Origin of the sequence: Streptomyces sp. NPDC059003 (assembly GCF_042740445.1) — a bacterium.
In the GTDB taxonomy this organism is placed as follows: Bacteria; Actinomycetota; Actinomycetes; order Streptomycetales; family Streptomycetaceae; genus Streptomyces.
This window is the reverse complement of the sequence record NZ_JBHYJH010000057.1, coordinates 22,809-42,437: the sequence shown is the minus strand read 5'-3', so window position 1 is coordinate 42,437 and position 19,629 is coordinate 22,809. Positions and strand designations below refer to the sequence as shown.

Sequence of the window (19,629 nt, the reverse complement as noted above, 5' to 3'; positions counted from 1 at the left end):
CCGGCGACCCCGGCTCCCGGCGGGCCCTACGCCGGGAGCCGCCCGTACACGTGGAACAGCCGGTCCTCGCTGACGCGCTCGAAGCGGAACCCGCACCGCGTGAGCAGCCGCTCCGCCTCGTCCGCCGTGTGGACGCGGTACTCGCAGTGCTGATGGGCCTCGACGGTGCCGTCGGGCCGTTTGACGTAGTAGTCCTTGACGATCCGGCCGCCCGGTACGCGCTGGATCCGCTGGGCGTAGACCAGGCCGCCGGGCAGCGGGCGTTCGTAGTCGCGGTGCGGCGCCTGGGCGGACAGGACGAGACGGCCGCCGGGCCGGACGGCGGCGTGGACGTTCTCGAGCCCCTTGACGTTGTCCGCGTCCTCCAGGAGGTGGCTGCACATCACGGTGTCGTCCGGGCCGTCGCCGGGGGTGAAGAGCCAGATCCCGCCGACGGAGAAGGCCATGTCGAAGGAGGCCGGGGGCAGGTCGGTGTCGAGAATGTCCTGGAGCAGGAAGCGCGCCCGGCCGCCGAGCCGTGCACGCGCCTGGGCCAGCATGCTCCCGGTGTGGTCGATTCCGGTGATGTCGAGGTCGGTCGCCGCCTGGTCGAGGAGCTTCTGCACGACCAGGCCGGTGCCGGTGCCCAGCTCCAGGAGCCGGCGGCGGTCGCCGACGAGGGTGAGGAGGGCGCGGGCGTAGTCGTCGTAGTCGTAGTAGCCCGAGGTCATGATCCGGTCGTAGTGACCTGAGAGTTCCGTGTAGGAGTTGATGACCATGGGTGGACGGTAGCGAGGGCGGCGACACGGTCACCAGAGGGCGACATGCGCCACACGGACCCGTTCCGCACCGGTGGCAAGTTCCTTACTGTGAAGTAAATTTACTTGTAAGTAAGCCAAGTCTGGACCAGGGAGGTCGACGGCGGTGGCGGAGAGCGTACGGGGCACGGGGGAGGCGCGCAGACGGCGCGTGCCGCGCAAGGAGCGCGAGCAGCAGATGATCGACGTCGCCGTCCAGGTCTTCGCCAAGCGCGGTTACCACGCCGCGTCCGTCGACGAGATCGCCGAACTCGCCGGGATCTCCAAGCCGATGGTCTATCTCTACCTCGACTCCAAGGAAGGCCTCTTCCTCGCCTGTCTGCGGCGCGAGGCGGACCGGCTCTCCGCCGCCTTCGAGAGCGCGGCCCGGTCCGCCGGGCGCCGCGCCGTCCGCGCGCCCGAAGCCAGGCTGTACGCGGGCCTGCTGGCCTTCTTCTCGTTCGTCGCCGAGCACCGCGACAGCTGGGTGGTCCTGCACCGCCAGGCCTCCGAGCTGAGCGAGGCCATCGCGGCCGCCGTCACGGAGGCCCGGCGCGGGGTGATGGCGCAGGTCGCGGAGCTCGTCTGGGCGGGCATCGAGGAGAGCGACGCCACCGCCCAGCTCTCGGCCGACGACGCCGACTTCGTCGCCCACGCGCTCGTCGGCGCCGCCGACGCGCTCACCGACTGGATGGCCCGCCACCCCGGCCAGTCCCCGGAGGGGGTCAGCCTGCGCCTGATGAACATGGTGTGGGTGGGGATGGGGCGCGTCCTGGAGGGCGAGGTCTGGGCGCCGGCTCCGGAGTGACGTACGCGCGGAGTGGCCTCTGCCCCGGAGTGACGTCCGCACGGGCGGAAGTCACCGCCCGGACTTCTGTCAGACCCATTGAATTTCCGTTACGCATCGGTAAGTTGACCCCACGGTAAGTACGCAGACGAGTCCGCACCTGTCCCCTCCTGACCGGGAGCCGTCATGGGCGTACGCAAGGACATGAAGCAGGCGCGACGCCGCGGCGACCTGGCGGAGCGCGTCGAGGTCGAGCTGATCAGGGACGAGCGCGGCGCCGTGCGCGAGGCCCGCACCGCGGCCCTCGCCGCGCGGGCCACCGCGGGCAGCACGGCCGACATCCCGTTCACCAACGCCGTGGAGGCGCCCGACGCCGTCGTCCTGCGCCGCAAGGAGGCCGGGCGGTGGCGCCCCGTCACGGCCGCCGCCTTCGCCCGCGAGGTCACCGCCACCGCGAAGGGCCTGATCGCGGCCGGGCTCGAACCCGGCGGCCGGGTCGCCCTGATGTCCCGCACCCGCTACGAGTGGGCGGTCCTTGACTTCGCGGTCTGGGCGGCGGGCGGCCAGAGCGTGCCGGTGTACGCGACGTCGTCGGCGGCGCAGATCGAGTGGATCGTGGCGGACTCCGGCGCCCGGCTGCTGTTCGCCGAGACCCCGGAGAACGCGGACAGGGCGCGGCGCGCGGTCGCGGGCCTCGACGTGGCACCGCCGTCGGTGCACGTCATCGACGACGGCGCCGTGCTCGAACTCGCCGAGCGGGGCCGGGAGGTGAGCGACGAGGAGGTCACCAAGCGGCGCTCGGCCCTGACCCCCGACTCCGTCGCGACCCTCTGCTACACCTCCGGCACCACGGGCCGCCCCAAGGGCTGCGTCCTCACGCACGGCAACCTGCACGCGGAGGCCGCCAACACCGTCGACCTGCTGCACCCGATCTTCAAGGAAGTGACCGGGCAGACCGCCTCGACGCTGCTCTTCCTGCCGCTCGCCCACATCCTGGGCCGCACCATCCAGATCGCCTGCATGCTCGCCCGCATCGAGCTCGGCCACTGCCCGAGCATCAAGCCCGACGACCTGAGGCCCGAACTCCGCTCGTTCCGGCCGACGTTCGTCGTCGGCGTCCCGTATCTCTTCGAGAAGATCCACGACACCGGGCGGGCGACCGCCGAACGGATCGGGCGCGGCGCCTCCTTCGACCGCGCCGAGCGCGTCGGCGTGCGCTTCGCGACGGCGTACCTGGACAAGTTCCTGGGTGTGGGCCGGGGCCCGTCCATCGGGCTCTACGCCGCCTGGGCGCTGTACGAGCTGCTCGTCTACCGGCGCATCCGCAAGGAGGTCGGCGGCCGCCTGCGGTACGCGATCAGCGGCGGCTCGCCCCTCGACAAACAGCTCAACCTGTTCTTCTACGCCGCCGGAATCGTCATCTACGAGGGGTACGGCCTCACCGAGACGACCGCCGCCGCCACGGTCACCTCGCCCCTGAAGCCCCGCCCCGGCACCGTCGGCCAGCCCGTGCCCGGCACCGCCGTGCGCATCGCGGACGACGGCGAAGTGCTCATCAAGGGCGGCATCGTCTTCACCTCGTACTGGAACAACCGGGACGCCACCGACGCGGCCCTCACCGACGGCTGGTTCGCCACCGGGGACCTCGGCTCCCTCGACGACGACGGCTGTCTCACCATCACCGGCCGCAAGAAGGACATCCTCGTCACCTCCGGCGGCAAGAACGTCTCGCCGGCCGTCCTGGAGGACCGCCTGCGCAGCCGCGCGCCCGTCGGCCAGTGCGTCGTCGTCGGCGACAACCGCCCCTACGTAGCGGCCCTGATCACCCTCGACCCGGAGGCCGTCGCACACTGGCTGTCCGTACGCAAGCGCCCCAAGGACACCCCGCTCGCGCAGCTGTGCCACGACCCCCAGCTGCTCGCGGACGTGCAGAAGGCCGTGGACTACGCCAACGAGGCGGTGTCCCGCGCCGAGTCCATCCGCGGATTTACCGTGGTGGAGGGGGAGTTCACGGAGGACAACGGCCTGCTCACCCCGTCCATGAAGATCAAGAGGGGTGCGGTGACGGCGGCGTACGCCGAGGAGATCGAGGCGCTCTACCGGCGCTGACGGCTTCCGCGCGCAGGGGTGGGCGGGGCTGCGCACCCGCGTACCCGCGTACCCGTGTGCGCGGCCGGCTCGGCGCGCGTCACGCGCGGTACCGTGCCGCCGCCTCCGACTCCTGCGCGAGCCGCCGCAGCGCGAGCAGCGCCGGTTCCAGGAGGTAGGTGAGCTGGACCGCCCGCTCGGCCTTCTCCAGGGGGTCGGCGGGGCCCTCGATCTGGTCGAGGTCCAGGGCGGCGGTGCGCTCGGCGAGGCGGCCGTAGGGGAGCAGGGTGCGCCAGTCGTAGTCGATGCCGAGGGCGCGCAGCGTGCGCAGGGTGTGCGCGACGGTCTTGCGGGCGGGGCTGTGCGGGGTGACGTCCCATCCCAACTCGGTGAGCAGGGCGTCCACTTCGGCGTCCAGGCCTGCCGCGTCCTGGTCCTCCGTGGCGCCGTCGTCACCGCCGTCGTCGCCACCGTGTCCGCTGTGGGCGCCGGGCCACACTCCGAAGACGAGCCCGAGCAACTCGTAGGTGTCGCCCTCGACTTCGGAGAGGCTGCCCACGACCTCCTTGGCGGCGCTGACGCTCAGCCCCCGCGCGCCGATGAGCGCGCGGACGAGCCGCAGGCGCCGCACATGCGACTCGTCGTACTCGGCCTGCGTCGCCGACGTGGCACGGCCGGGGTGCAGCAGCCCCTCGCGCAGATAGAACTTGATCGTCGCGTTGGGCACCCCACTGCGCCGGCTCAACTCGGAAATGCGCACGTACTCCCGCCTCCGTCCCTGTGGTGCTTCCCCTGGCGCTTAGAGAGTGGCACTATCTAATATAGATAGCGCCACTCTCTAATTGTGGATCGAGGATATCGTGCCGACCATTCCCTGGATGACCCCGCGCGAAGTGCCCCCGTCCGCCACCGCGTTCGTCATGGCGTCCCGCCTGGAGGTGACGTCCCTGAAGCACGTACCGCGCTTCTTCTGGAAGTCGTACGCCGCGTGGAAGCAGGTGCGCACCGCGCCGGGCGCGCTCGGCGCGTCCCTGGAGGCCCAGCTCTTCAAGGGCGTCTTCTACACGCTGTCCGCCTGGCAGGACCGGGACGCGCTGTACGCGTACGCGCGTGCGGAGCCCCACAAGGGCATCATGACGAGCCTGCGCCCCACGATGCGGGGCTCGGTCTTCACCTTCTGGGAGGTCCCGGCGGAGGAACTGCCGATCTCGTGGGCGGACGCCAAGCGCCGTATCGAGGAGGAGGCGTCGACGGCACACTGAACGCACCGATGCCAAGGGGCCCGAGCGACGAGGGAGTTCAACGGTGGACGGTCAGAATCTGACATCTGAAACTCGGCAATCCGTACCCGCCCGGCAGCCCATGACGGCCCCCCTGCCGGACCTCGCCACCGCCCTCCCCGAAGGCCGCGTCATCACCACCCCGGAGTCCATGGCGACCTACCGGCACGACGAGGCCGAGTGGGCCCCGTACGGCACTCCCCTTGCCGTGGCACGCCCGCGCTCCACGGCGGAGGTGCAGACGCTGGTGCGCTGGTGCGTGCGCCACCGTGTCCCGCTCGTCCCGCGCGGCGCGGGCACCGGGCTTTCGGGCGGCGCGAACGCGCTGGACGGCTGCCTGGTCGTGTCCTTCGAGGATCTGGCCGAGATCGTCGAGATCGACCCGGCCGAGCGGCTCGCCGTCGTGCGGCCGGGCGTGGTGAACGACGACCTGCGGGCCGCGTGCGCCGAGCACGGCCTGTGGTACCCGCCGGACCCGGCGAGCTCCCCGTGGTCGACGATCGGCGGCAACGTCGCCACGAACGCGGGCGGCATGTGCTGCGTGAAGTACGGCGTCACGCGCGACTACGTCCTCGGCCTCGAAGTCGTCACCGGCCGCGGCGAGATCGTCCGGCTCGGCCGCCGCACCGCCAAGGGGGTGGCCGGCTACGACCTGTGCGGCCTGATGGTGGGCTCCGAAGGCACGCTCGGCGTGATCACGGGGATCACGCTGCGGCTCCGCCCGGCCCGCCCTCCGGAGCGCACGGTCGCGGGCCACTTCGACTCGCTGGTCACGGCGGGCGAGGCGGTCAGCGCGGTGGTCGCCTCCGGAGTGGTGCCGTCCGCGCTCGAACTGGTCGACCGGCACTGCCTGGCCGCCGTGGACGCCTGGAAGAACATGGGCCTGTCCACGCAGGCCGCGGTGGTGCTGCTCGCCCGCGTCGACACCGCGGGCGCCGAGGGCGACGCGGAGGCGGCCCGCGTCCGCGACTGCTTCCGCGCGGCGGGCGCGACCTGGGCGGACCTCTCGACGGACGCGTACGAGGCGGACGCCCTGTTCCAGGCCCGGCGTCTCGCCTACCCCGCGCTCGAACGCCTGGGCCCCGTCCTGACCGAGGACGTGTGCGTGCCCCGCGCCCTCGTCCCCGACATGCTGGCCCGCGTCGAGCGGGCGGCCGACCGCCACGACGTCCTGATCGCCAACATCGCCCACGCCGGGGACGGCAACCTGCACCCCCTGATCATCACGCCCCCCGGGGACGAGGCCCAGCGCGTGCGCGCGCAGCGGGCGTTCGAGGACATCCTGGACGACGCGATCGCCCTGGGCGGCACGGTCACCGGAGAGCACGGCGTGGGCCTCCTGAAGCGCCGCGGCATGGAGAGCGAGCTGGGCCCCGAGGTGCTGGCACTGCACCGGTCGGTGAAGGAGGCGCTGGACCCGTACGGAATCCTCAACCCGGGGAAGGTGTTCGCGCCCCCTGCCTAGGGCCTGTCCGATGGGGGCGCCCTTACCTCGCGAGTAATTGTTGCCGTCCTCGCCGCTCCGTACGTTTCCAGCACGATCCCCGGGAGTCACCGACCGCCCCGGGAACCACCGCATCCCCTGGACCGCACGGCTCACGGCGAGAGGACGGCCCTCGTGACATCGACGCACTTCCCCACCTCGAGCACACCCCCGACCACCCCCTCGGCCACACCCGACACCCTGGCCCGCCTGGCCCTCAAACTGGACGCCGCCGTCACCGGCCTGAACGGCCTGGCCTACCTGGCCCTGGCCCAGGTGCTCGACTCCTTCTTCGGCATCGAGGCGGCGGTCCAGTACCCCGTAGGGGCCTTCCTGCTCCTGTACGCGACGGCCGTCCTCGTCATCGCCACCCGCGAGCACATCAGCCGCCCCGCCCTGTCCGCGGTGATCACCGCGAACCTCCTGTGGACGGTCCTCAGCGTCATCTCCGTAGCCACCGACACCTTCTCGCCCACGGGCACCGGCATGGCCTGGGCCCTCCTGCAAGCCTTGGTGGTGGCGGGCTTCGCGGCGGTCCAGTACGTGGCCCTCGGGCGCCTGCACCGCTCCTGACAGGCGGCGGTGAGCGCGTACGAGGTGCGGCACGGGCCGTATGAGGTGCCGCACGGACAAGCGGCCACCGCGCGGTCCTGCGGGGCGCTGCCCCTGTCCAGACCGTGCGGTGGCCGCCGCGTCGCCTCTGTGCGAGGTGGGTCTACATCGCTTCATGCAGCTCCTACGTAGTGACGGATTCGTCCTGCGGCCGGGCGGCGGGCTCTTCGGCGCCCTGGCTGTGCGAGGGCTTGGCGCCGTGCATCAGCAGCGCGGTCAGCAGCGCGCCGGCGGCCGCGGTGGCGGCGGCACCCAGGAACGCGGCGCTGAATCCGTCGGTGAGGGCGGGCAGGTTGCCGATCTCGCCCGCCCCTTGTGACGTGGCGAGCGCGGTGAGCGCGGCAAGACCGAGGGCCGAGCCCACCTGATAGGTGGTGTTGACGATGCCGGAGGCCAGACCCGCCTGCTCCTGGGGCACGCCCGACATGGCGGCCATCATCGCCGGGATGTACGCCAGCGACATGCCGACCGCGGCCACCAGCGAGGCCGGCAGGACATCGACCACGAACGTTCCGGTGGGTTCGACGGCGGCCAGCCACAGCAGCCCCGCGGCGAGGACGAGCAGGCCGCCCACGATCAGCGGCTTCGGGCCGAAGCGGCCGAGCAGCCGCGCGGTGACGGTCGTCATGAACAGCATCAGCAGACCGGTCATCGGCAGCAGCGCGGCGCCGCTGGCGAACGCCCCGTAGCCGAGCACCTGTTGCAGATAGAGGTTGAGGAAGTACCACATCGGGATCCAGGCGGCGCCGAGCAGCGTCATCGCCAGGTTCGACGGCGCGAGGCCCGGCGTGCGCCACACGCCGAGGGGCATCAGCGGCGCCTTGGCCGAACGCTGGACGGCCAGGAAGAGGCCGAGGAGCACGGTGGCGCCGAGCAGTTCCAGGACCGTCTGCGTGGCGCCCCAGCCCACCTCGGGGGCGCGGACGGTGGCGAACACCGCGAGGGCGAGACCGGCCGTGACGGCCGCCGCGCCGAGGACGTCGATCGAGCCGCGCCGGCTCGCGACGGCCGGCAGCAGCCCGGTGGCCAGCAGGGTGGCGATGCCGATCGGGATGTAGATGATGAACACCCAGGGCCAGCTGGCCCATTCGGTGAAGACGCCCCCCAGGAAGACGCCCGCCGTGCCGCCGGCCGGTGCGGCCGCGCCGTAGAGCGCGAGCGCCTTGCCGAGCTCCTTCGGGTCGTGGCTGAAGAGCATCATCAGCAGGGTCATGGAGGCGGGTGCGATGAGCGCGCCGCCCACGCCCTGTACGGCGCGGCCCACGACCTCCACCCACGCGGTCGTCGCGGCCGCGGCCACCACCGAGCCGGCGATCAGCACGACCCAGCCGCTCACGAAGATCCGCCGGGCGCCGAGCAGGTCCGACAGCCGGCCGCCGAGCAGGAGCAGGCCGCCGAAGGCGATGACGTACGCGTTGAACACCCACTGCAGATCGCCCTGGGAGAAGCCCAGGTCGCGCTGCATCTCGGGCAGCGCCACGCCGATGATCGACGTGTCCATGATGACCATGAACTGGGCGGTGGCGAGCACGAGGAGCGCCCACCAGCGCCGTGGATTGACGGTTGGCATGAGGTTCCCTCCCTCAGGTATACCCCCTAGGGGTATGGCGAAGGGAAATTAACATACCCGGGAGGGGTAGGGAAGTGGGTGGGTCGAATTCGTCTGACCTGCCGCGAGGCGGCTGCCATCTATCTGAATTGCAAATTTTTGCAATTGGTTACATGCTGTGGTGGCTGTGCCCGCTCGCCTGCCGGTAGCCGCCGCGGGCACAGCGCAGTCCTGTCTGCCGTGCCCGCGCCTTGGAGTGCTGTCCGGGGAGCGGCGCGCTCAAGGGGAGCCGAGGAGTACGGGCGTGTCCGTTCCGCTGTATCAGGCCAAGGCCGAGTTCTTCCGGATGCTGGGGCATCCGGTGCGCATCCGGGTCCTTGAGCTGTTGCAGGACGGGCCGATGCCGGTACGGGGTCTGCTGACGGCGATCGAGGTGGAGCCTGCGGCTCTTTCCCAGCAGCTGGCGGTGTTGCGTCGCTCGGGGATCGTCACCTCCCGGCGGGAGGGCTCGACGGTGGTCTACGAACTGGCGGGCGGGGACGTGGCGGACCTGATGCGGGCCGCGCGTCGCATCCTCACGGAGATGCTCGCCGGGCAGAGCGAGCTCCTGGTCGAGCTGCGGGAAGCCGAGGGCGCCGCGCGATGAGTCATGTGCTGAGCCGAGCGGTGCGCTCGGTGCGTTCCCTGCTGCCTGCCCGCGCCGATCTGATGGACGCCCGCCGCGACCCGCGCCGCGATCTCCTCGCCGGTCTGACGGTGGCGATCGTGGCACTGCCGCTGGCGCTGGGCTTCGGCGTCTCCTCCGGGCTCGGCGCGGAGGCGGGGCTCGCGACGGCGGTGATCGCCGGTGCGCTCGCAGCCGTTTTCGGCGGGTCGAACCTGCAGGTGTCCGGGCCGACCGGCGCCATGACCGTCGTACTCGTCCCGATCTTCGGCCAGTACGGCGCCGGGGGCGTCCTGACGGTCGGGCTGATCGCGGGACTGATGCTGATCGCTCTGGCGGTGCTGCGGGCGGGCAAGTACATGAGCTACGTGCCCGCGCCGGTGGTGGAGGGCTTCACGCTGGGCATCGCGTGCGTGATCGGGCTGCAGCAGGTTCCGGGCGCGCTGGGGGTGGCCACGCCCGAGGGGGACCGGGTCCTCGTGGTGACCTGGCGGGCGGTGGAGGAGTTCGCGACATCGCCGAACTGGACGGCGGTCGGCTTCGCCGTCTCCGTGGCGGCCGTCATGCTGATCGGCGCCCGCTGGCGGCCCACCATCCCGTTCTCCATCGGCGCGGTCGTCGCCGCCACCGCCGTGGCCCAGCTCGCGGGCCTGGACGGGGCCGCGCCGATCGGTGACCTGCCCTCCGGACTGCCCGCCCCCTCGCTGTCCTTCGTCGACGCGGGCGCCCTCGGCTCGCTGCTCGCGCCCGCGGTGGCGGTGGCCGCGCTCGCCGCGCTGGAGTCCCTGCTCTCCGCCTCGGTGGCCGACGGCATGACGGTGGGGCAGAAGCACGACCCGGACCGGGAGCTGTTCGGGCAGGGGATCGCGAACATCGCCGCCCCGCTGTTCGGCGGCGTGCCCGCGACCGGCGCGATCGCGCGGACCGCGGTCAACGTACGTACGGGAGCCCGCTCCCGGCTCGCCGCGCTCACCCACGCCGCCGTCCTCGCGGTGATCGTCTTCGCCGCCGCGCCCCTCGTGTCGAAGATCCCGCTCGCCGCGCTCGCGGGCGTGCTCCTCGCCACCGCGATCCGCATGGTCGAGGTGGCCTCCCTGAAGGCGATGGCGAGGGCCACGCGCTCGGACGCGCTGATCCTCGTCCTCACCGCCGCCGCGACCCTCGCCCTCGACCTCGTCTACGCCGTCGTCATCGGCCTGGTCGTCGCGGGCGCCCTCGCACTGCGGGCCGTGGCCAAGCAGGCCCGCCTCGACCAGGTTCCGCTGGTCAAGGGCGATCTTCCCCGAACTCCGGACCGCGCCCGATCGGGCGAGACCCCATCGGCGGAGGAGTGCGCGCTGCTCGCCGAGCACGTCGTCGCGTACCGCATCGACGGCCCGCTGTTCTTCGCCGCCGCCCACCGGTTCCTCCTCGGCCTCGGCGAGGTCGCCGACGTCCGCGTGGTCATCCTGCGCATGTCCCGCGTCACGACCATGGACGCCACCGGTGCGCTCGTCCTCAAGGACGCCGTGGAAAAGCTGAACCGGCGCGGCATCGCCGTCATGGCCTCCGGCATACGGCCCGGCCAACGCCGGGTCCTCGACTCCGTCGGTGCGCTGGACCTGCTGCGCCACGAGGGCCGTGAGTACGCCACCACACCCGAGGCCGTCCAGGGCGCGCGCGACTACTTGGAGTTGGCCGGGCTCCTGTCCGTCGTACCGGCCCAGACGCACCGAGCCGCCAGTGAGGAAACAGTTCGATGAACACCACCCCCGCGCCGCTGCGCATGGTCGAGGCCTCCGGCGTCGAGGCCCTGTGGCTCCTGGAAGGCAGCGCCCAGGGCCGCCTCGTCTACGTCCCGCGGGAGACCCCTGTCATCCGGCCGGCCCGGCACGTGTGGGAGTTCGGCCGCCTCGTCCTGCGCACCCCCGCACCCGCCGCCGCGGTCCCCGCCACGGCGACGTACCACGTCGACGAGGTCCGTACGGCGACCGGCACCGGCTGGACCGTCACCGCCACCGGCCCCACCGAGCTCATCACCGACCCTGACGAGGCCGCCCACTACCACCGCACCCTCACCGCCTTGACCCACGGCCCGCACGACACCCTGCTGCGCATCCACCCGCAGACCGTCACCGGTTTCCGCCTGGCCCGCGCGGAGGGCTGACCCGGCCATGACGCAGTTCGAAGCGCTGCCCTACCGCCACGTCCTGACCGTGCCGACCGTGCCGACCGCCGTCCGGCTGGCCCGCGAGACCACCGAGGACGTACTGACCGAGTTAGGGGTGAACCCGCGTCACCCCACCGTCGGACCGGCCTTGCTGATCCTCAGCGAGCTGGTCACCAACGCCGTCCGCCACGCGGCCGCCGCGTCCCCGCAGACGACGGTCATCTACGCGGCGGGCGAGGACTGCCTGGCCTTCGGCGTACACGACCGCCACCCCTACCAGCCGTCGCTGTACGGCGCGGCCACCGTCACGGAAGGCGGAGCCGGCGGCCTGGCCACCGTCATGGAGCTCACCCTCGGCCTGGGCGGCACCGCCGTCGTACGCGGTGACGCCGACGGGAAGGGCAAATCGATCTGGATCACCCTGCCTTTCTAGGGCGCCCAAGGCATCTCCACGGCCCGCTACGAGGCAGCCACCGCACTCACGAGGCCGGCGCTCGCGCGCGGATTCGATTCTGCTGGTCGCGCGGGCGAGGATGGGCCGCATGTCTGTGATGAGTTGGCGGAAGCGATGCGCCAAGGTCCGGCCGGTGCCGACGCGCCGGTCAACGGGGGAGGCGACAGCAGCATGAGTGCGCCGCTGTACCAACTGAAGGCCGAGTTCTTCAAGACCCTTGGCCACCCGGCGCGCATCCGCGTCCTGGAGCTGCTGAGTGAGCGCGAGCACGCGGTCGCCGAGATGCTGCCCGAGGTGGGCATTGAACCCGCGCACCTCTCCCAGCAGCTCGCGGTGCTGCGCCGGGCCAATCTGGTGGTGACCCGCAAGGAGGGCTCGACCGTGTACTACTCGCTGACCAGCCCGCACGTGGCCGAGCTGCTGAAGGTGGCGCGGACGATCCTGTCCGGGGTGCTGGCCGGTCAGGCCGAGCTGCTGGCCGATCTGCAGGCGGGGCGGAGGCAGGGGGAGCCGCCGTCCTAGGCGGCACCGGAGCGGCGGTCGCCCCGTGTCCGAGTGGGGCCGCACCTGCCTCCGCCGCTCGGCGGCACACAGGGCGCGTCAGCCCTGACGCAGGTGTGGAACACGCTCGATGAGCCAAGCCGGGGCGATGACCTCGGCGTTGCCGTCGAGAGCGGCGGCCGCGCGCGTCAGGGCGTCGGCGGCGGCCTTCGGAGCGCCGGGCAGGGCATGGGCGGCCTCGGCCAGGGACAGGGCCGCCGCCGTTTGCGTGGCTCCGGCGATCTGGAGGGCGGTCGCGGCGCGTTCAGCCGTGGTGGCCGCTTGCTCGTGGCGTCCGTCGCACCAGTACGCCCAGGCGAGGTTGAGCAGGCAGACGCCCTCGGCGCGGGGGTTCTCCATCTGTGACGCCTCGTGGCGCGCCTCTTCCAGGACCGTGGCGGCCCGGCCCGGGTCGGCCAGGGCGATGAGGGCGAGACCTTGGGCGTTCAGCGCGTAGGCGATCGCCTCCTGGCTGTCGGCGGCGCGGTAGGCGCGGGCCGTCTCGGCTCCCGCGGCGGCGGTCTCCCGCCAGCGGCCCAGCGTGAGCAGGGCGATGGTGCGCGCGTTGCCGGCCCGCGCGACCGTGAGCGGGTCGCCGCTCGCGGCGGCCAGTGCGGCGAGGCGGTCGGCGCCGTCCAAGGCCGCCGCGCCGTCGCCGAGATAGCTGTGGGCGAGGCTGAGGGAGAGCAGTGCGTGCACTTCGTTCTCGGTGTCGCCGAGTTCGTGGGCCAGCTCGGCGGCCCGGGCCAGCGGTTCGACGGTGGCGCCCTGGTCGCCGAGCTGCCGATGGGCGTCGCCGAGCCCGAACAGCGCGCTCTGGAGCGCGGGCCGCTCGCCGAGGCGCTCGGCGAGGGCGGCCGCTTCCGTGAACAGGGCGACCGCTTCCTCCATCGGCCCCGCGCTGAGCCGGGCGTGGCCGTAGGCGACGGTGTGGGCGAGGCGCACCCGTTCGTCGGTGAGGTGTCCGTCGACGGCGAGGTGCATCGTGACCGCGGCGAGCACCGAGCCGTGCCAGACGAGCCACTCGCTGATCTCGTTCAGCACCCGCGCGGCGCCGTCGTGGTCGTCGGCGCTGAGGAGGTGGTCGAACTGCCGTCGGCGCGGCTCGACGTCCGCCAGCGTGCGCCACGTACCGCGTGGCTTCGCCCGGCGCGCGTACCAGGATGCGATGTGCCGTTCCACTGCCTGCCTCCCGAAGGGTCCGTGCCAGGGCATCTGGTCGCGGGCGATGTCCGCGTCCAGCGGATGCAGGGCGACCGTCCGGCTCGCCCGGTCGAAGGACACCAGACGGACGCGGACGAGAGCCGTGAGGACGGGACTCACCGGCAGGTGCGGATCGAGTCCGTCCAGAAGTTCCTGGACCACGTGCTGTTCCACGGGGGTGCGCAGCGCGGCGAGGACACCGAGGACCGCGCGCGCCGGTGCGTCGAGACGCTTGTAGCGGTCCTGGGCGAGGTCGGTGACCACGTCGTGGCGGCGGGTGAAGTCCTTCAGTACGTCGGTCAGGCTCGGCAGCAGCACCGTGTCCTCGGCGACCGCGCCGACGAGGAGCTCCAGGGCGCGCGGGACGCCGTGGACGCGGACCGCGGCGCGCAGCAGTTCGTCGTCGGACAGGTCGGCGATGCCGAGGCTGCCGTCCCGGTCGAGCTCGCGCAGCAGGGCGGCCGCCTCGGCGGGCCGCAGCCCCTCGGAGAGGGCCACTTCGGCGGCGAAACGGCGCAGTTCGGGCGCAAGACGCACCGGTACCTGGCTGGTCACGAGGAGACGCGGGGTGCCGCGGGCCCGGAACAGCCAGTCGAAGAAGACCGCCAGCTCCTCGTCCTTGAGGCTGCCGTCGTCGCCGAGCAGATCCTCCAGGTTGTCCATGAGGATGACGATCAGCCGCCCGTCCATGGCCGCGAACAGCTCGGCCAGCCTGTCCCGCGTCGTGCCGCCGGTGGCCCAGACCTCGCGCAGCCGGTCCTCCCGCTCGGGACCGAGCAGGCGGGCGCAGTCGAAGTAGAGCCGCTCCAAGGAGATCCCGGACGTGCGGGTGGAGAGGTTGACCAGACCGGACGGGAGCGGCCCCGGGACATTGCTGGGCCATGCGCCGCGGTCGAGGAGGTCCATGACCTTCGCGGCGAGCGCGCTCTTGCCGATGCCTCGCCGCCCCACGACGGTCACCATGCGGATGGTGGGGTCGCACAGGTGGCGGGCGATCGTGTCGCTTTCCCGGGTGCGGTTCTTGAACAGGTCGATCCCGTGCGCGACCGGGACCCCGACCACCCGCACTCCGGGGGTCGGCTCGTGGGGCGACTCCCCAGGTGCGGCAAGGGGGAGCGTCGCGATGTCGGGGAGCGCGAGCAGGCGGGCGAGCGCCGCGCGGTCCGTGGTGCCCAGCTTGCGCAGCGCGTGGTCGAGGCGGACCGCGGTGAGCCGGCCGGCGCCCTCCGAGCGGTGGTGCTCGGCGATCACGCCGATGATGCGGCTGCCGGCCCACACCGCGGCGCCGGACATGCCGGCCCACGGCGACGTCGCGGGGTCGGGGTCGTTCCCGGCCGGTGCCACCGTCATCTCCAGCGTGCCCGTACGCAGGTTGGAGAGCGCCGCCACGGTTCCGTCCGCCTGGTGCAGCTCGCGGAAGTACGCCCCGTCGTGTCGGCGGCGACGCTTCCACAGCGGGAATCCGGCGGCGTGTACGCCGATCACGCCGTGCCGGTCGTCGGCGATGCGCCCGAACCGGGCCGTCGCGCTGACCGCCGGGGCCGTCTCCGGTGGCACGAAGGTCAGTACGGCCAGGTCACTGTCCTCGTCGGCCCAGGCCACCGACGCCTGAGCCGACCACTCCCCGGGCCGGTCGGCGTCGCACCGCACGACCGTCTCGGTTGCGTCGGTGACGACATGGGCGGCCGTGAGGACCAGGTCGGTGCGGATCCGGTACCCGGAACCGCGCCGTTTGCCGCGGCCGGACTCGGTGATGATCTCGGCGATGCGGTGCGGGTCGATCCCGGCCCCGCGAGCCGAGGACTCAGGTCTCATCGGGCAGTTCGGCGCCCGAGATCAGCGCGGGGCGGTCGGGTGCGTCGCCCTGGACCGGCTGGAGGGTGAGGGTGATCCGCTGGGTGGCGGCGTGTGCGGAACGGGCGGAGTGGTGGACGTCGAAGACCCAGAACCGCACCTTGGCCCCGGGCTCCCGGCTGCGCTCCACGCCGACGGTGAGTTCGAGCTCGATCTTCTCCGCCTGGAACCGGAGCCCCTCGCCCTGCCCGTCCGCCATGGCCCGGCTCAGCGCGCTCCGCAACTGGGCGATCATGTCCTCCAGCTCCACCGCGTCGTCCACTCTCAGCCCCCGCCTCGTCCGACACCGACCGGTCGCGTGACTGTCGAGCATACCTACGGGTAGTCAACTGACCCTCGGACGGCGGGAGTTCCACCTCCCGTGCTTCAGGGTGCCCTTTCAGGACGAAGCGGACCAGGTTCGCTCCTTCGGCGCGTAGCGCAACAGCACGACGTCGTCGATGGGGCGTGCCTCAAGAAGCCTCATCCGGGCTGTGGTGCCACCGGGATAGGGCGCCGGGGCCAGGAACATCGGCGCACTGGCCTCGCCCACAAGGAGCGGGGCAATGACCAGGTGGAGCTCGTCGGCCAGATCCCGCGCCAGGAGCTGGGTGACCCCGCCGCTCTCCTCGCCGTCTCCGTCGCCGGGCAGGCAGCAACTCTGGCGACGCTGCACCAGCCACCCTGATCAACGCCGGCAGCGCGGAGGGCACCGAGGCTGTGGGGCGCGTGCAGCGCGGCCATGACGGGCCGCCCGTACAGGGCCTGGCAGGTGACGCCGGCCGCGTTCACCGCCCCCTGCTGGTCGGCAACCTCAAGGCCGAGCCTGCCGGGGGCTGTCCGAGAGCTTGAGCCAGACGACGCCGCCGATGATCACGGTGAGCCAGAGAACCTTGACCGGGGTGAGGGTCTCATCGAAGAAGACCGGGCCGAGCAGTGCCGCTCCGACGGCGCCGATGCCGGCCCAGACGGCGTATCCGATGCCTACGTCTATGGTGCGCAGGGCCAGGCTCAGGGAGAAGAGCGTCAGCAGGAAGAAGACGACCGCGATCAGGGACCAGGAGAGCACGGTGAAACCCTGGCTGCCTCCCACGGCCAAGGCGTAGGCGATCTCGAAGGCCCCGGCGAGAAGGAGGACCGGCCATGCGCGGGCCCGGTCGCTGCGGGCTGTGACGTTCTCGGCGGTGGCGGTGGAGGTGGCGGTGGAGGTGGAGGTGGGGGCAGCGGTGGTGGACATGTGAGTTCCTTCCTCAGGGACGATCTCGGCAAGGGGGCTGGGATTGGATTGCGGGGGTGTCAGGCCGCTCCGCTGAGCTGGAGGCCGACGACTCCGGCGATGACGGCGGCGATGCCCAGGAACTTGCGCCAGTCCAGGCGCTGCCCGAAGACGAGGGCCCCGAGTACGACGATTCCGACGCCGGAGACGGCGGTCCAGATCGCGTAGCCGACGCCGACCTCGAAGGTCAGCAACGCCTGGCTGAGGAGGTAGGTGGCGATGCCACCGCTGACCAGCGTGGCGGCGGTCCAGCCGGGCCGGGTGAAGCCCTGCGCCCTGCCGGCGGTGATGGCGACGGTGATCTCGAAGACGACGGCGAGGGCGAGGTAGAGCCAGTGCATGACGGGTGTCCTTACCTGGTGGTGGATGACGGGCGGATGGTGAAGTCGTGGCGGTGCAGTTCGAGGTAGCGGATGAAGGGGGCAAGACCCCGATCCACGGCCAGGTGCCGGGCCGCTGCCGCCAGGGGCAGTCGATCGGTTGCGTCGGCCTCGTAACCGGCCCGGTAGTCGAAGCCCCACGCGGCGGCGGTGTCGCGATCGACGGCGAAGTGGACAGCGGCGACGCCATGAGCGGCGGCGACGCGGTAGCACAGGGCACACGGCTCTCCCGTCGCCAGCAGGGTGGCTCCCCGCAGAGCGCAGTGGCCGCGGTCCCGGACGGCCTGGCGCAAGGCGACGATCTCCGCGTGGGCGGAGGGGTCACCGGTCTCGTGGACGAGGTTCACACCCGGATCGGAGATCCACCCGTCGGTGGCGACAAGGAGTCCGACGAAGGGAACCCCGCCGGATTCGACCCGACGGACGCAGGTCTCCACGGCGTCGGCCATCAGCGCGGTGAGCCGTGCCGTGTCGGCGGTCATGCGGCGGCCGCTTCCTGCAGCGCCCGTCGGATCACGCCTTCGGTGGCGACGCCGTTGATGCGCCGGGTGCCGATGATGACCGTGGGGACGACGGTGATGTTCATCCGCGCCGACTCGGTCAGCGCCTGCCGGTGCCGCTCGGCGTACTCCGGCTCGTCAAGAGCTGCGGTGTAGGCGGCCGGGTCGAGTCCGGCCTCCTCGGCCAGGCGGGCCAGGACCGCGCGGTCCCCGATGTCGAGGTCCTCACGGAAGAAGGCCGTCAGCACGCGACGGTGGTAGGCGTGGGCCCGCCCCTGCTCCGCGGCGTACTGGGCACCCAGGAACGCCAACTGGGTATAGGGCTGCGGCGAGACGGTCGGCAACCGCATCGGCACCTGATGGTGGCGCGCCATCGGGTACACGGCACGCTCCCATATGTCGGGCAGGTACGGGTCCTCCGGTCGCAGCGTGGGCCTCGGGCGGGGACGCAACTCGTGAGCGTGGTGGACGACCTCGACATCAGGCCGGCCAGTGATCGCGCGCTCGATGATCTCGTCCGCGATCAGGCAGAACGGGCAGACGTAGTCCGACCACAGATGGATCTGAGCAGTCACGGCGAGCTCCGGTTCCCCGAGGCACCCCCGGCGGGTGCGACACACAGATCGTGTAACTTCACACCGGCGTCAACTTCAAGGAACGGAAGTCAGCGAACGCTTCAGGAGGTCCCATGCGTATCGGTGAGCTGGCGGCCGCCAGCGGCGTCAGCACCCGGTCTTTGCGGTACTACGAGCAGCACGGGCTGATCCGCTCCGAGCGCACCCCCGGCGGGTGGCGCGACTTCGACAGTTCCATGGTCGAGCGGGTCGTCATGATCCAGCACCTGTTCGCCGCCGGCCTGGGCAGCGCCACCATCGACGCAGTGCTCCCCTGCATGGAGGCCCCGCTCGAAGAGCGCAACGGCGTCATGGAGCAGTTGTTCGCCCAGGAGGCTGAGCGCCTGGAGGCCAAGCGACGCGACATCGACCGCGAACTCGAAACCCTGCGAGCGCTCCGCGCCGAAACAGCCCTGCCCGGCCAAGCCCCGTGATCAACCCACGAGCCCGAGCGGCGCGTGCCCCTGCCGGCCAAGCCACGCTGCGGAACGAGCGGGGAATCAACCACGACGGCTCCATTGTGTGAATCCCCAGGTCAAGATGCGAATGCGAGAACGTTTCTCGCGGGGATGCCTTGACCATGGCGCCGCGTGCTCGGGGCACACCGAACAGGGCTACGACATCGGCAAGTGAGCACGTCACGGACGCTGGAGTGCGAGGCGCTGGTGGATCCGGAGACCTTCGTGCAGGCCCAGCAGGTGTCGGCGGAGCACGAACGAGCATCTGGGTGCCCGAGGCCGGGCTGCTCGACGGGCTCCATGACTTCCTGTCCGAACGGATCTTCGGCCCCTACCGACAGGAACTCCTCAGCGAGTGCACGGAGCATCTGAATGTCGAAGCCCTTCGCCGGCGGGAGCGACGCGGTGCGGCGCTGCGCAGGGCTCTCGCCGATACGCAGGCCAGGAGCCGACGCCTCATTCACAACCTGGAACTCGTCGACTCACCCGACCAGGACTTCATCCGGAATCTCAACGAACGCCGTGCCGAGCTGCATGGAAGCCATCACAGGGGTGACATACGACCTCCCCGCGCGGCAGGGAGAGGCGCCCCGGAACATCGAGCGCATTGAGGAAGAAGGGGTGGACGTGGAGAGGATCTCTCCACCACCAACCTTCTGCGTGGCGCCCCCGGCAGGACTCGAACCTGCGGCCAAGCGCTTAGAAGGCGCCTGCTCTATCCACTGAGCTACGGGGGCCGGGTGGTGGCCGGTGGCCTGGAGCCCGGTGTGGAGCCGGTCCGTGACCTTGCCGGGGACAAGGATAGGGCTCCCGGGTCCTTGTCCCTGGTGCTTCACCTCCGCACCGTGATGTGGAGGTTCGGTGAAGCGGTCCTGATAATCGCAGGCAGGTGCGAATCGCGCATCGCTTTTGGCGCCTCGCGCCCCGGGTGTTGTGCACTCGTTATGCCTGGGCCCCGGTCGTCCCTTCCGTCACGTGTGTCC

21 protein-coding genes and 1 tRNA gene are annotated in these 19,629 nt (G+C 71.7%); 11 read left to right on the top strand and 11 right to left on the bottom strand.

All coding sequences use genetic code 11. The features are described 5' to 3' along the window. Nucleotides 1-26: 26 nt before the first annotated feature. A complete protein-coding gene (locus ACFWZ5_RS21090; protein ID WP_384793563.1) occupies nt 27-758 on the bottom strand; it encodes a class I SAM-dependent methyltransferase in 732 nt (243 codons plus the stop codon). A gap of 145 nt (nt 759-903) precedes the next feature. On the opposite strand from ACFWZ5_RS21090, the gene ACFWZ5_RS21085 reads away from it, so the two are divergent. Both ACFWZ5_RS21085 and ACFWZ5_RS21080 read left to right on the top strand, forming a co-directional pair. After that, on the top strand, nt 904-1,584 hold the full coding sequence (locus tag ACFWZ5_RS21085; protein WP_384793560.1) for a TetR/AcrR family transcriptional regulator: 681 nt from the start codon (nt 904-906) through the stop codon (nt 1,582-1,584). A gap of 165 nt (nt 1,585-1,749) precedes the next feature. Further along, nucleotides 1,750-3,672: an AMP-dependent synthetase/ligase gene (locus tag ACFWZ5_RS21080; protein ID WP_384793557.1), complete on the top strand. Its 1,923-nt coding sequence runs from the start codon at nt 1,750-1,752 to the stop codon at nt 3,670-3,672. 79 nt (nt 3,673-3,751) lie between these two features. Here ACFWZ5_RS21080 and ACFWZ5_RS21075 read toward each other — a convergent pair whose 3' ends face one another. Next, nucleotides 3,752-4,411 (bottom strand): MerR family transcriptional regulator, encoded by a 660-nt coding sequence (locus tag ACFWZ5_RS21075; protein WP_384793554.1) that lies wholly within the window; start codon nt 4,409-4,411, stop codon nt 3,752-3,754. A gap of 100 nt (nt 4,412-4,511) precedes the next feature. Here ACFWZ5_RS21075 and ACFWZ5_RS21070 point away from each other — a divergent pair, with 100 nt between their 5' ends. The 3 genes from ACFWZ5_RS21070 to ACFWZ5_RS21060 all read left to right on the top strand — a co-directional run bounded on the left by ACFWZ5_RS21070 (nt 4,512) and on the right by ACFWZ5_RS21060 (nt 6,987). Continuing rightward, the gene (locus tag ACFWZ5_RS21070) at nt 4,512-4,913 is read left to right on the top strand and encodes a DUF3291 domain-containing protein (RefSeq protein WP_384793551.1); all 402 of its coding nucleotides are present in this window, start codon (nt 4,512-4,514) and stop codon (nt 4,911-4,913) included. Between the two features lie 100 nt (nt 4,914-5,013). Continuing rightward, nucleotides 5,014-6,396 carry an FAD-binding oxidoreductase gene (locus tag ACFWZ5_RS21065; protein WP_384793548.1) on the top strand — a complete coding sequence of 461 codons (1,383 nt, stop codon included), beginning with the start codon at nt 5,014-5,016 and terminating at the stop codon, nt 6,394-6,396. 153 nt (nt 6,397-6,549) lie between these two features. Continuing rightward, nucleotides 6,550-6,987, top strand: coding sequence for a hypothetical protein (locus ACFWZ5_RS21060; protein WP_384793545.1), 438 nt, complete (start codon nt 6,550-6,552; stop codon nt 6,985-6,987). Between the two features lie 163 nt (nt 6,988-7,150). Here ACFWZ5_RS21060 and ACFWZ5_RS21055 read toward each other — a convergent pair whose 3' ends face one another. Beyond that, nucleotides 7,151-8,596 (bottom strand): MFS transporter, encoded by a 1,446-nt coding sequence (locus tag ACFWZ5_RS21055; protein WP_384793542.1) that lies wholly within the window; start codon nt 8,594-8,596, stop codon nt 7,151-7,153. Nucleotides 8,597-8,879: 283 nt separating this feature from the next. Between ACFWZ5_RS21055 and ACFWZ5_RS21050 the strand changes: the two genes are divergently transcribed. The 5 genes from ACFWZ5_RS21050 to ACFWZ5_RS21030 all read left to right on the top strand — a co-directional run bounded on the left by ACFWZ5_RS21050 (nt 8,880) and on the right by ACFWZ5_RS21030 (nt 12,364). Next, on the top strand, nt 8,880-9,221 hold the full coding sequence (locus tag ACFWZ5_RS21050) for an ArsR/SmtB family transcription factor (RefSeq protein ID WP_384793539.1): 342 nt from the start codon (nt 8,880-8,882) through the stop codon (nt 9,219-9,221). Then, nucleotides 9,218-10,981, top strand: a complete 1,764-nt coding sequence (locus tag ACFWZ5_RS21045; protein WP_384793536.1) for a SulP family inorganic anion transporter — start codon at nt 9,218-9,220, stop codon at nt 10,979-10,981. Before ACFWZ5_RS21050 ends, ACFWZ5_RS21045 begins: the two co-directional genes overlap by 4 nt. Then, nucleotides 10,978-11,385, top strand: a complete 408-nt coding sequence (locus ACFWZ5_RS21040) for a pyridoxamine 5'-phosphate oxidase family protein (RefSeq protein WP_384793533.1) — start codon at nt 10,978-10,980, stop codon at nt 11,383-11,385. Before ACFWZ5_RS21045 ends, ACFWZ5_RS21040 begins: the two co-directional genes overlap by 4 nt. Nucleotides 11,386-11,392: 7 nt before the next feature. Further along, on the top strand, nt 11,393-11,821 hold the full coding sequence (locus ACFWZ5_RS21035; RefSeq protein WP_384890930.1) for an ATP-binding protein: 429 nt from the start codon (nt 11,393-11,395) through the stop codon (nt 11,819-11,821). 192 nt (nt 11,822-12,013) lie between these two features. Beyond that, nucleotides 12,014-12,364 carry an ArsR/SmtB family transcription factor gene (locus ACFWZ5_RS21030; protein ID WP_384793527.1) on the top strand — a complete coding sequence of 117 codons (351 nt, stop codon included), beginning with the start codon at nt 12,014-12,016 and terminating at the stop codon, nt 12,362-12,364. A 78-nt stretch (nt 12,365-12,442) separates the two neighbouring features. Here ACFWZ5_RS21030 and ACFWZ5_RS21025 read toward each other — a convergent pair whose 3' ends face one another. The 7 genes from ACFWZ5_RS21025 to ACFWZ5_RS20995 form a co-directional block, all read right to left on the bottom strand. Further along, nucleotides 12,443-15,400: a trypsin-like peptidase domain-containing protein gene (locus ACFWZ5_RS21025; RefSeq protein WP_384793523.1), complete on the bottom strand. Its 2,958-nt coding sequence runs from the start codon at nt 15,398-15,400 to the stop codon at nt 12,443-12,445. Then, entirely contained in the window at nt 15,390-15,701 is a 312-nt protein-coding gene (locus tag ACFWZ5_RS21020; RefSeq protein WP_384793520.1) for a trypco2 family protein, read from the bottom strand. The genes ACFWZ5_RS21025 and ACFWZ5_RS21020 overlap by 11 nt, the downstream gene beginning before the upstream one ends. A 117-nt stretch (nt 15,702-15,818) precedes the next feature. Further along, a complete protein-coding gene (locus ACFWZ5_RS21015; RefSeq protein WP_384793517.1) occupies nt 15,819-16,094 on the bottom strand; it encodes a dihydrofolate reductase family protein in 276 nt (91 codons plus the stop codon). 138 nt (nt 16,095-16,232) lie between these two features. After that, nucleotides 16,233-16,655, bottom strand: coding sequence for a DMT family transporter (locus ACFWZ5_RS21010; RefSeq protein WP_384793515.1), 423 nt, complete (start codon nt 16,653-16,655; stop codon nt 16,233-16,235). 59 nt (nt 16,656-16,714) lie between these two features. Next, nucleotides 16,715-17,035, bottom strand: a complete 321-nt coding sequence (locus tag ACFWZ5_RS21005) for a DMT family transporter (RefSeq protein WP_384793512.1) — start codon at nt 17,033-17,035, stop codon at nt 16,715-16,717. 11 nt (nt 17,036-17,046) lie between these two features. Beyond that, a complete protein-coding gene (locus ACFWZ5_RS21000; protein WP_384793509.1) occupies nt 17,047-17,556 on the bottom strand; it encodes a deaminase in 510 nt (169 codons plus the stop codon). Next, complete coding sequence (locus ACFWZ5_RS20995; RefSeq protein ID WP_384793506.1) at nt 17,553-18,149, bottom strand: DsbA family protein; 597 nt, start codon at nt 18,147-18,149, stop codon at nt 17,553-17,555. Before ACFWZ5_RS20995 ends, ACFWZ5_RS21000 begins: the two co-directional genes overlap by 4 nt. 113 nt (nt 18,150-18,262) lie before the next feature. On the opposite strand from ACFWZ5_RS20995, the gene ACFWZ5_RS20990 reads away from it, so the two are divergent. Continuing rightward, on the top strand, nt 18,263-18,622 hold the full coding sequence (locus tag ACFWZ5_RS20990; RefSeq protein WP_384793504.1) for a MerR family transcriptional regulator: 360 nt from the start codon (nt 18,263-18,265) through the stop codon (nt 18,620-18,622). A gap of 685 nt (nt 18,623-19,307) precedes the next feature. Here the strand turns inward: ACFWZ5_RS20990 and ACFWZ5_RS20985 are convergent. Further along, nucleotides 19,308-19,383, bottom strand: a tRNA-Arg gene (locus tag ACFWZ5_RS20985). Between the last annotated feature and the right edge of the window lie 246 nt (nt 19,384-19,629).

Coding starts and splice junctions, on each gene's coding strand:
- ACFWZ5_RS20990 (WP_384793504.1), top strand. CDS start 18,263: ATGCGTATCGGTGAGCTGGCGGCCGCCAGCGGCGTCAGCACCCGGTCT.
- ACFWZ5_RS21010 (WP_384793515.1), bottom strand. CDS start 16,655: ATGTCCACCACCGCTGCCCCCACCTCCACCTCCACCGCCACCTCCACC.
- ACFWZ5_RS21025 (WP_384793523.1), bottom strand. CDS start 15,400: ATGAGACCTGAGTCCTCGGCTCGCGGGGCCGGGATCGACCCGCACCGC.
- ACFWZ5_RS21005 (WP_384793512.1), bottom strand. CDS start 17,035: ATGCACTGGCTCTACCTCGCCCTCGCCGTCGTCTTCGAGATCACCGTC.
- ACFWZ5_RS21030 (WP_384793527.1), top strand. CDS start 12,014: ATGAGTGCGCCGCTGTACCAACTGAAGGCCGAGTTCTTCAAGACCCTT.
- ACFWZ5_RS21045 (WP_384793536.1), top strand. CDS start 9,218: ATGAGTCATGTGCTGAGCCGAGCGGTGCGCTCGGTGCGTTCCCTGCTG.
- ACFWZ5_RS21000 (WP_384793509.1), bottom strand. CDS start 17,556: ATGACCGCCGACACGGCACGGCTCACCGCGCTGATGGCCGACGCCGTG.
- ACFWZ5_RS21040 (WP_384793533.1), top strand. CDS start 10,978: ATGAACACCACCCCCGCGCCGCTGCGCATGGTCGAGGCCTCCGGCGTC.
- ACFWZ5_RS21080 (WP_384793557.1), top strand. CDS start 1,750: ATGGGCGTACGCAAGGACATGAAGCAGGCGCGACGCCGCGGCGACCTG.
- ACFWZ5_RS21035 (WP_384890930.1), top strand. CDS start 11,393: ATGACGCAGTTCGAAGCGCTGCCCTACCGCCACGTCCTGACCGTGCCG.
- ACFWZ5_RS21055 (WP_384793542.1), bottom strand. CDS start 8,596: ATGCCAACCGTCAATCCACGGCGCTGGTGGGCGCTCCTCGTGCTCGCC.
- ACFWZ5_RS21065 (WP_384793548.1), top strand. CDS start 5,014: ATGACGGCCCCCCTGCCGGACCTCGCCACCGCCCTCCCCGAAGGCCGC.
- ACFWZ5_RS21090 (WP_384793563.1), bottom strand. CDS start 758: ATGGTCATCAACTCCTACACGGAACTCTCAGGTCACTACGACCGGATC.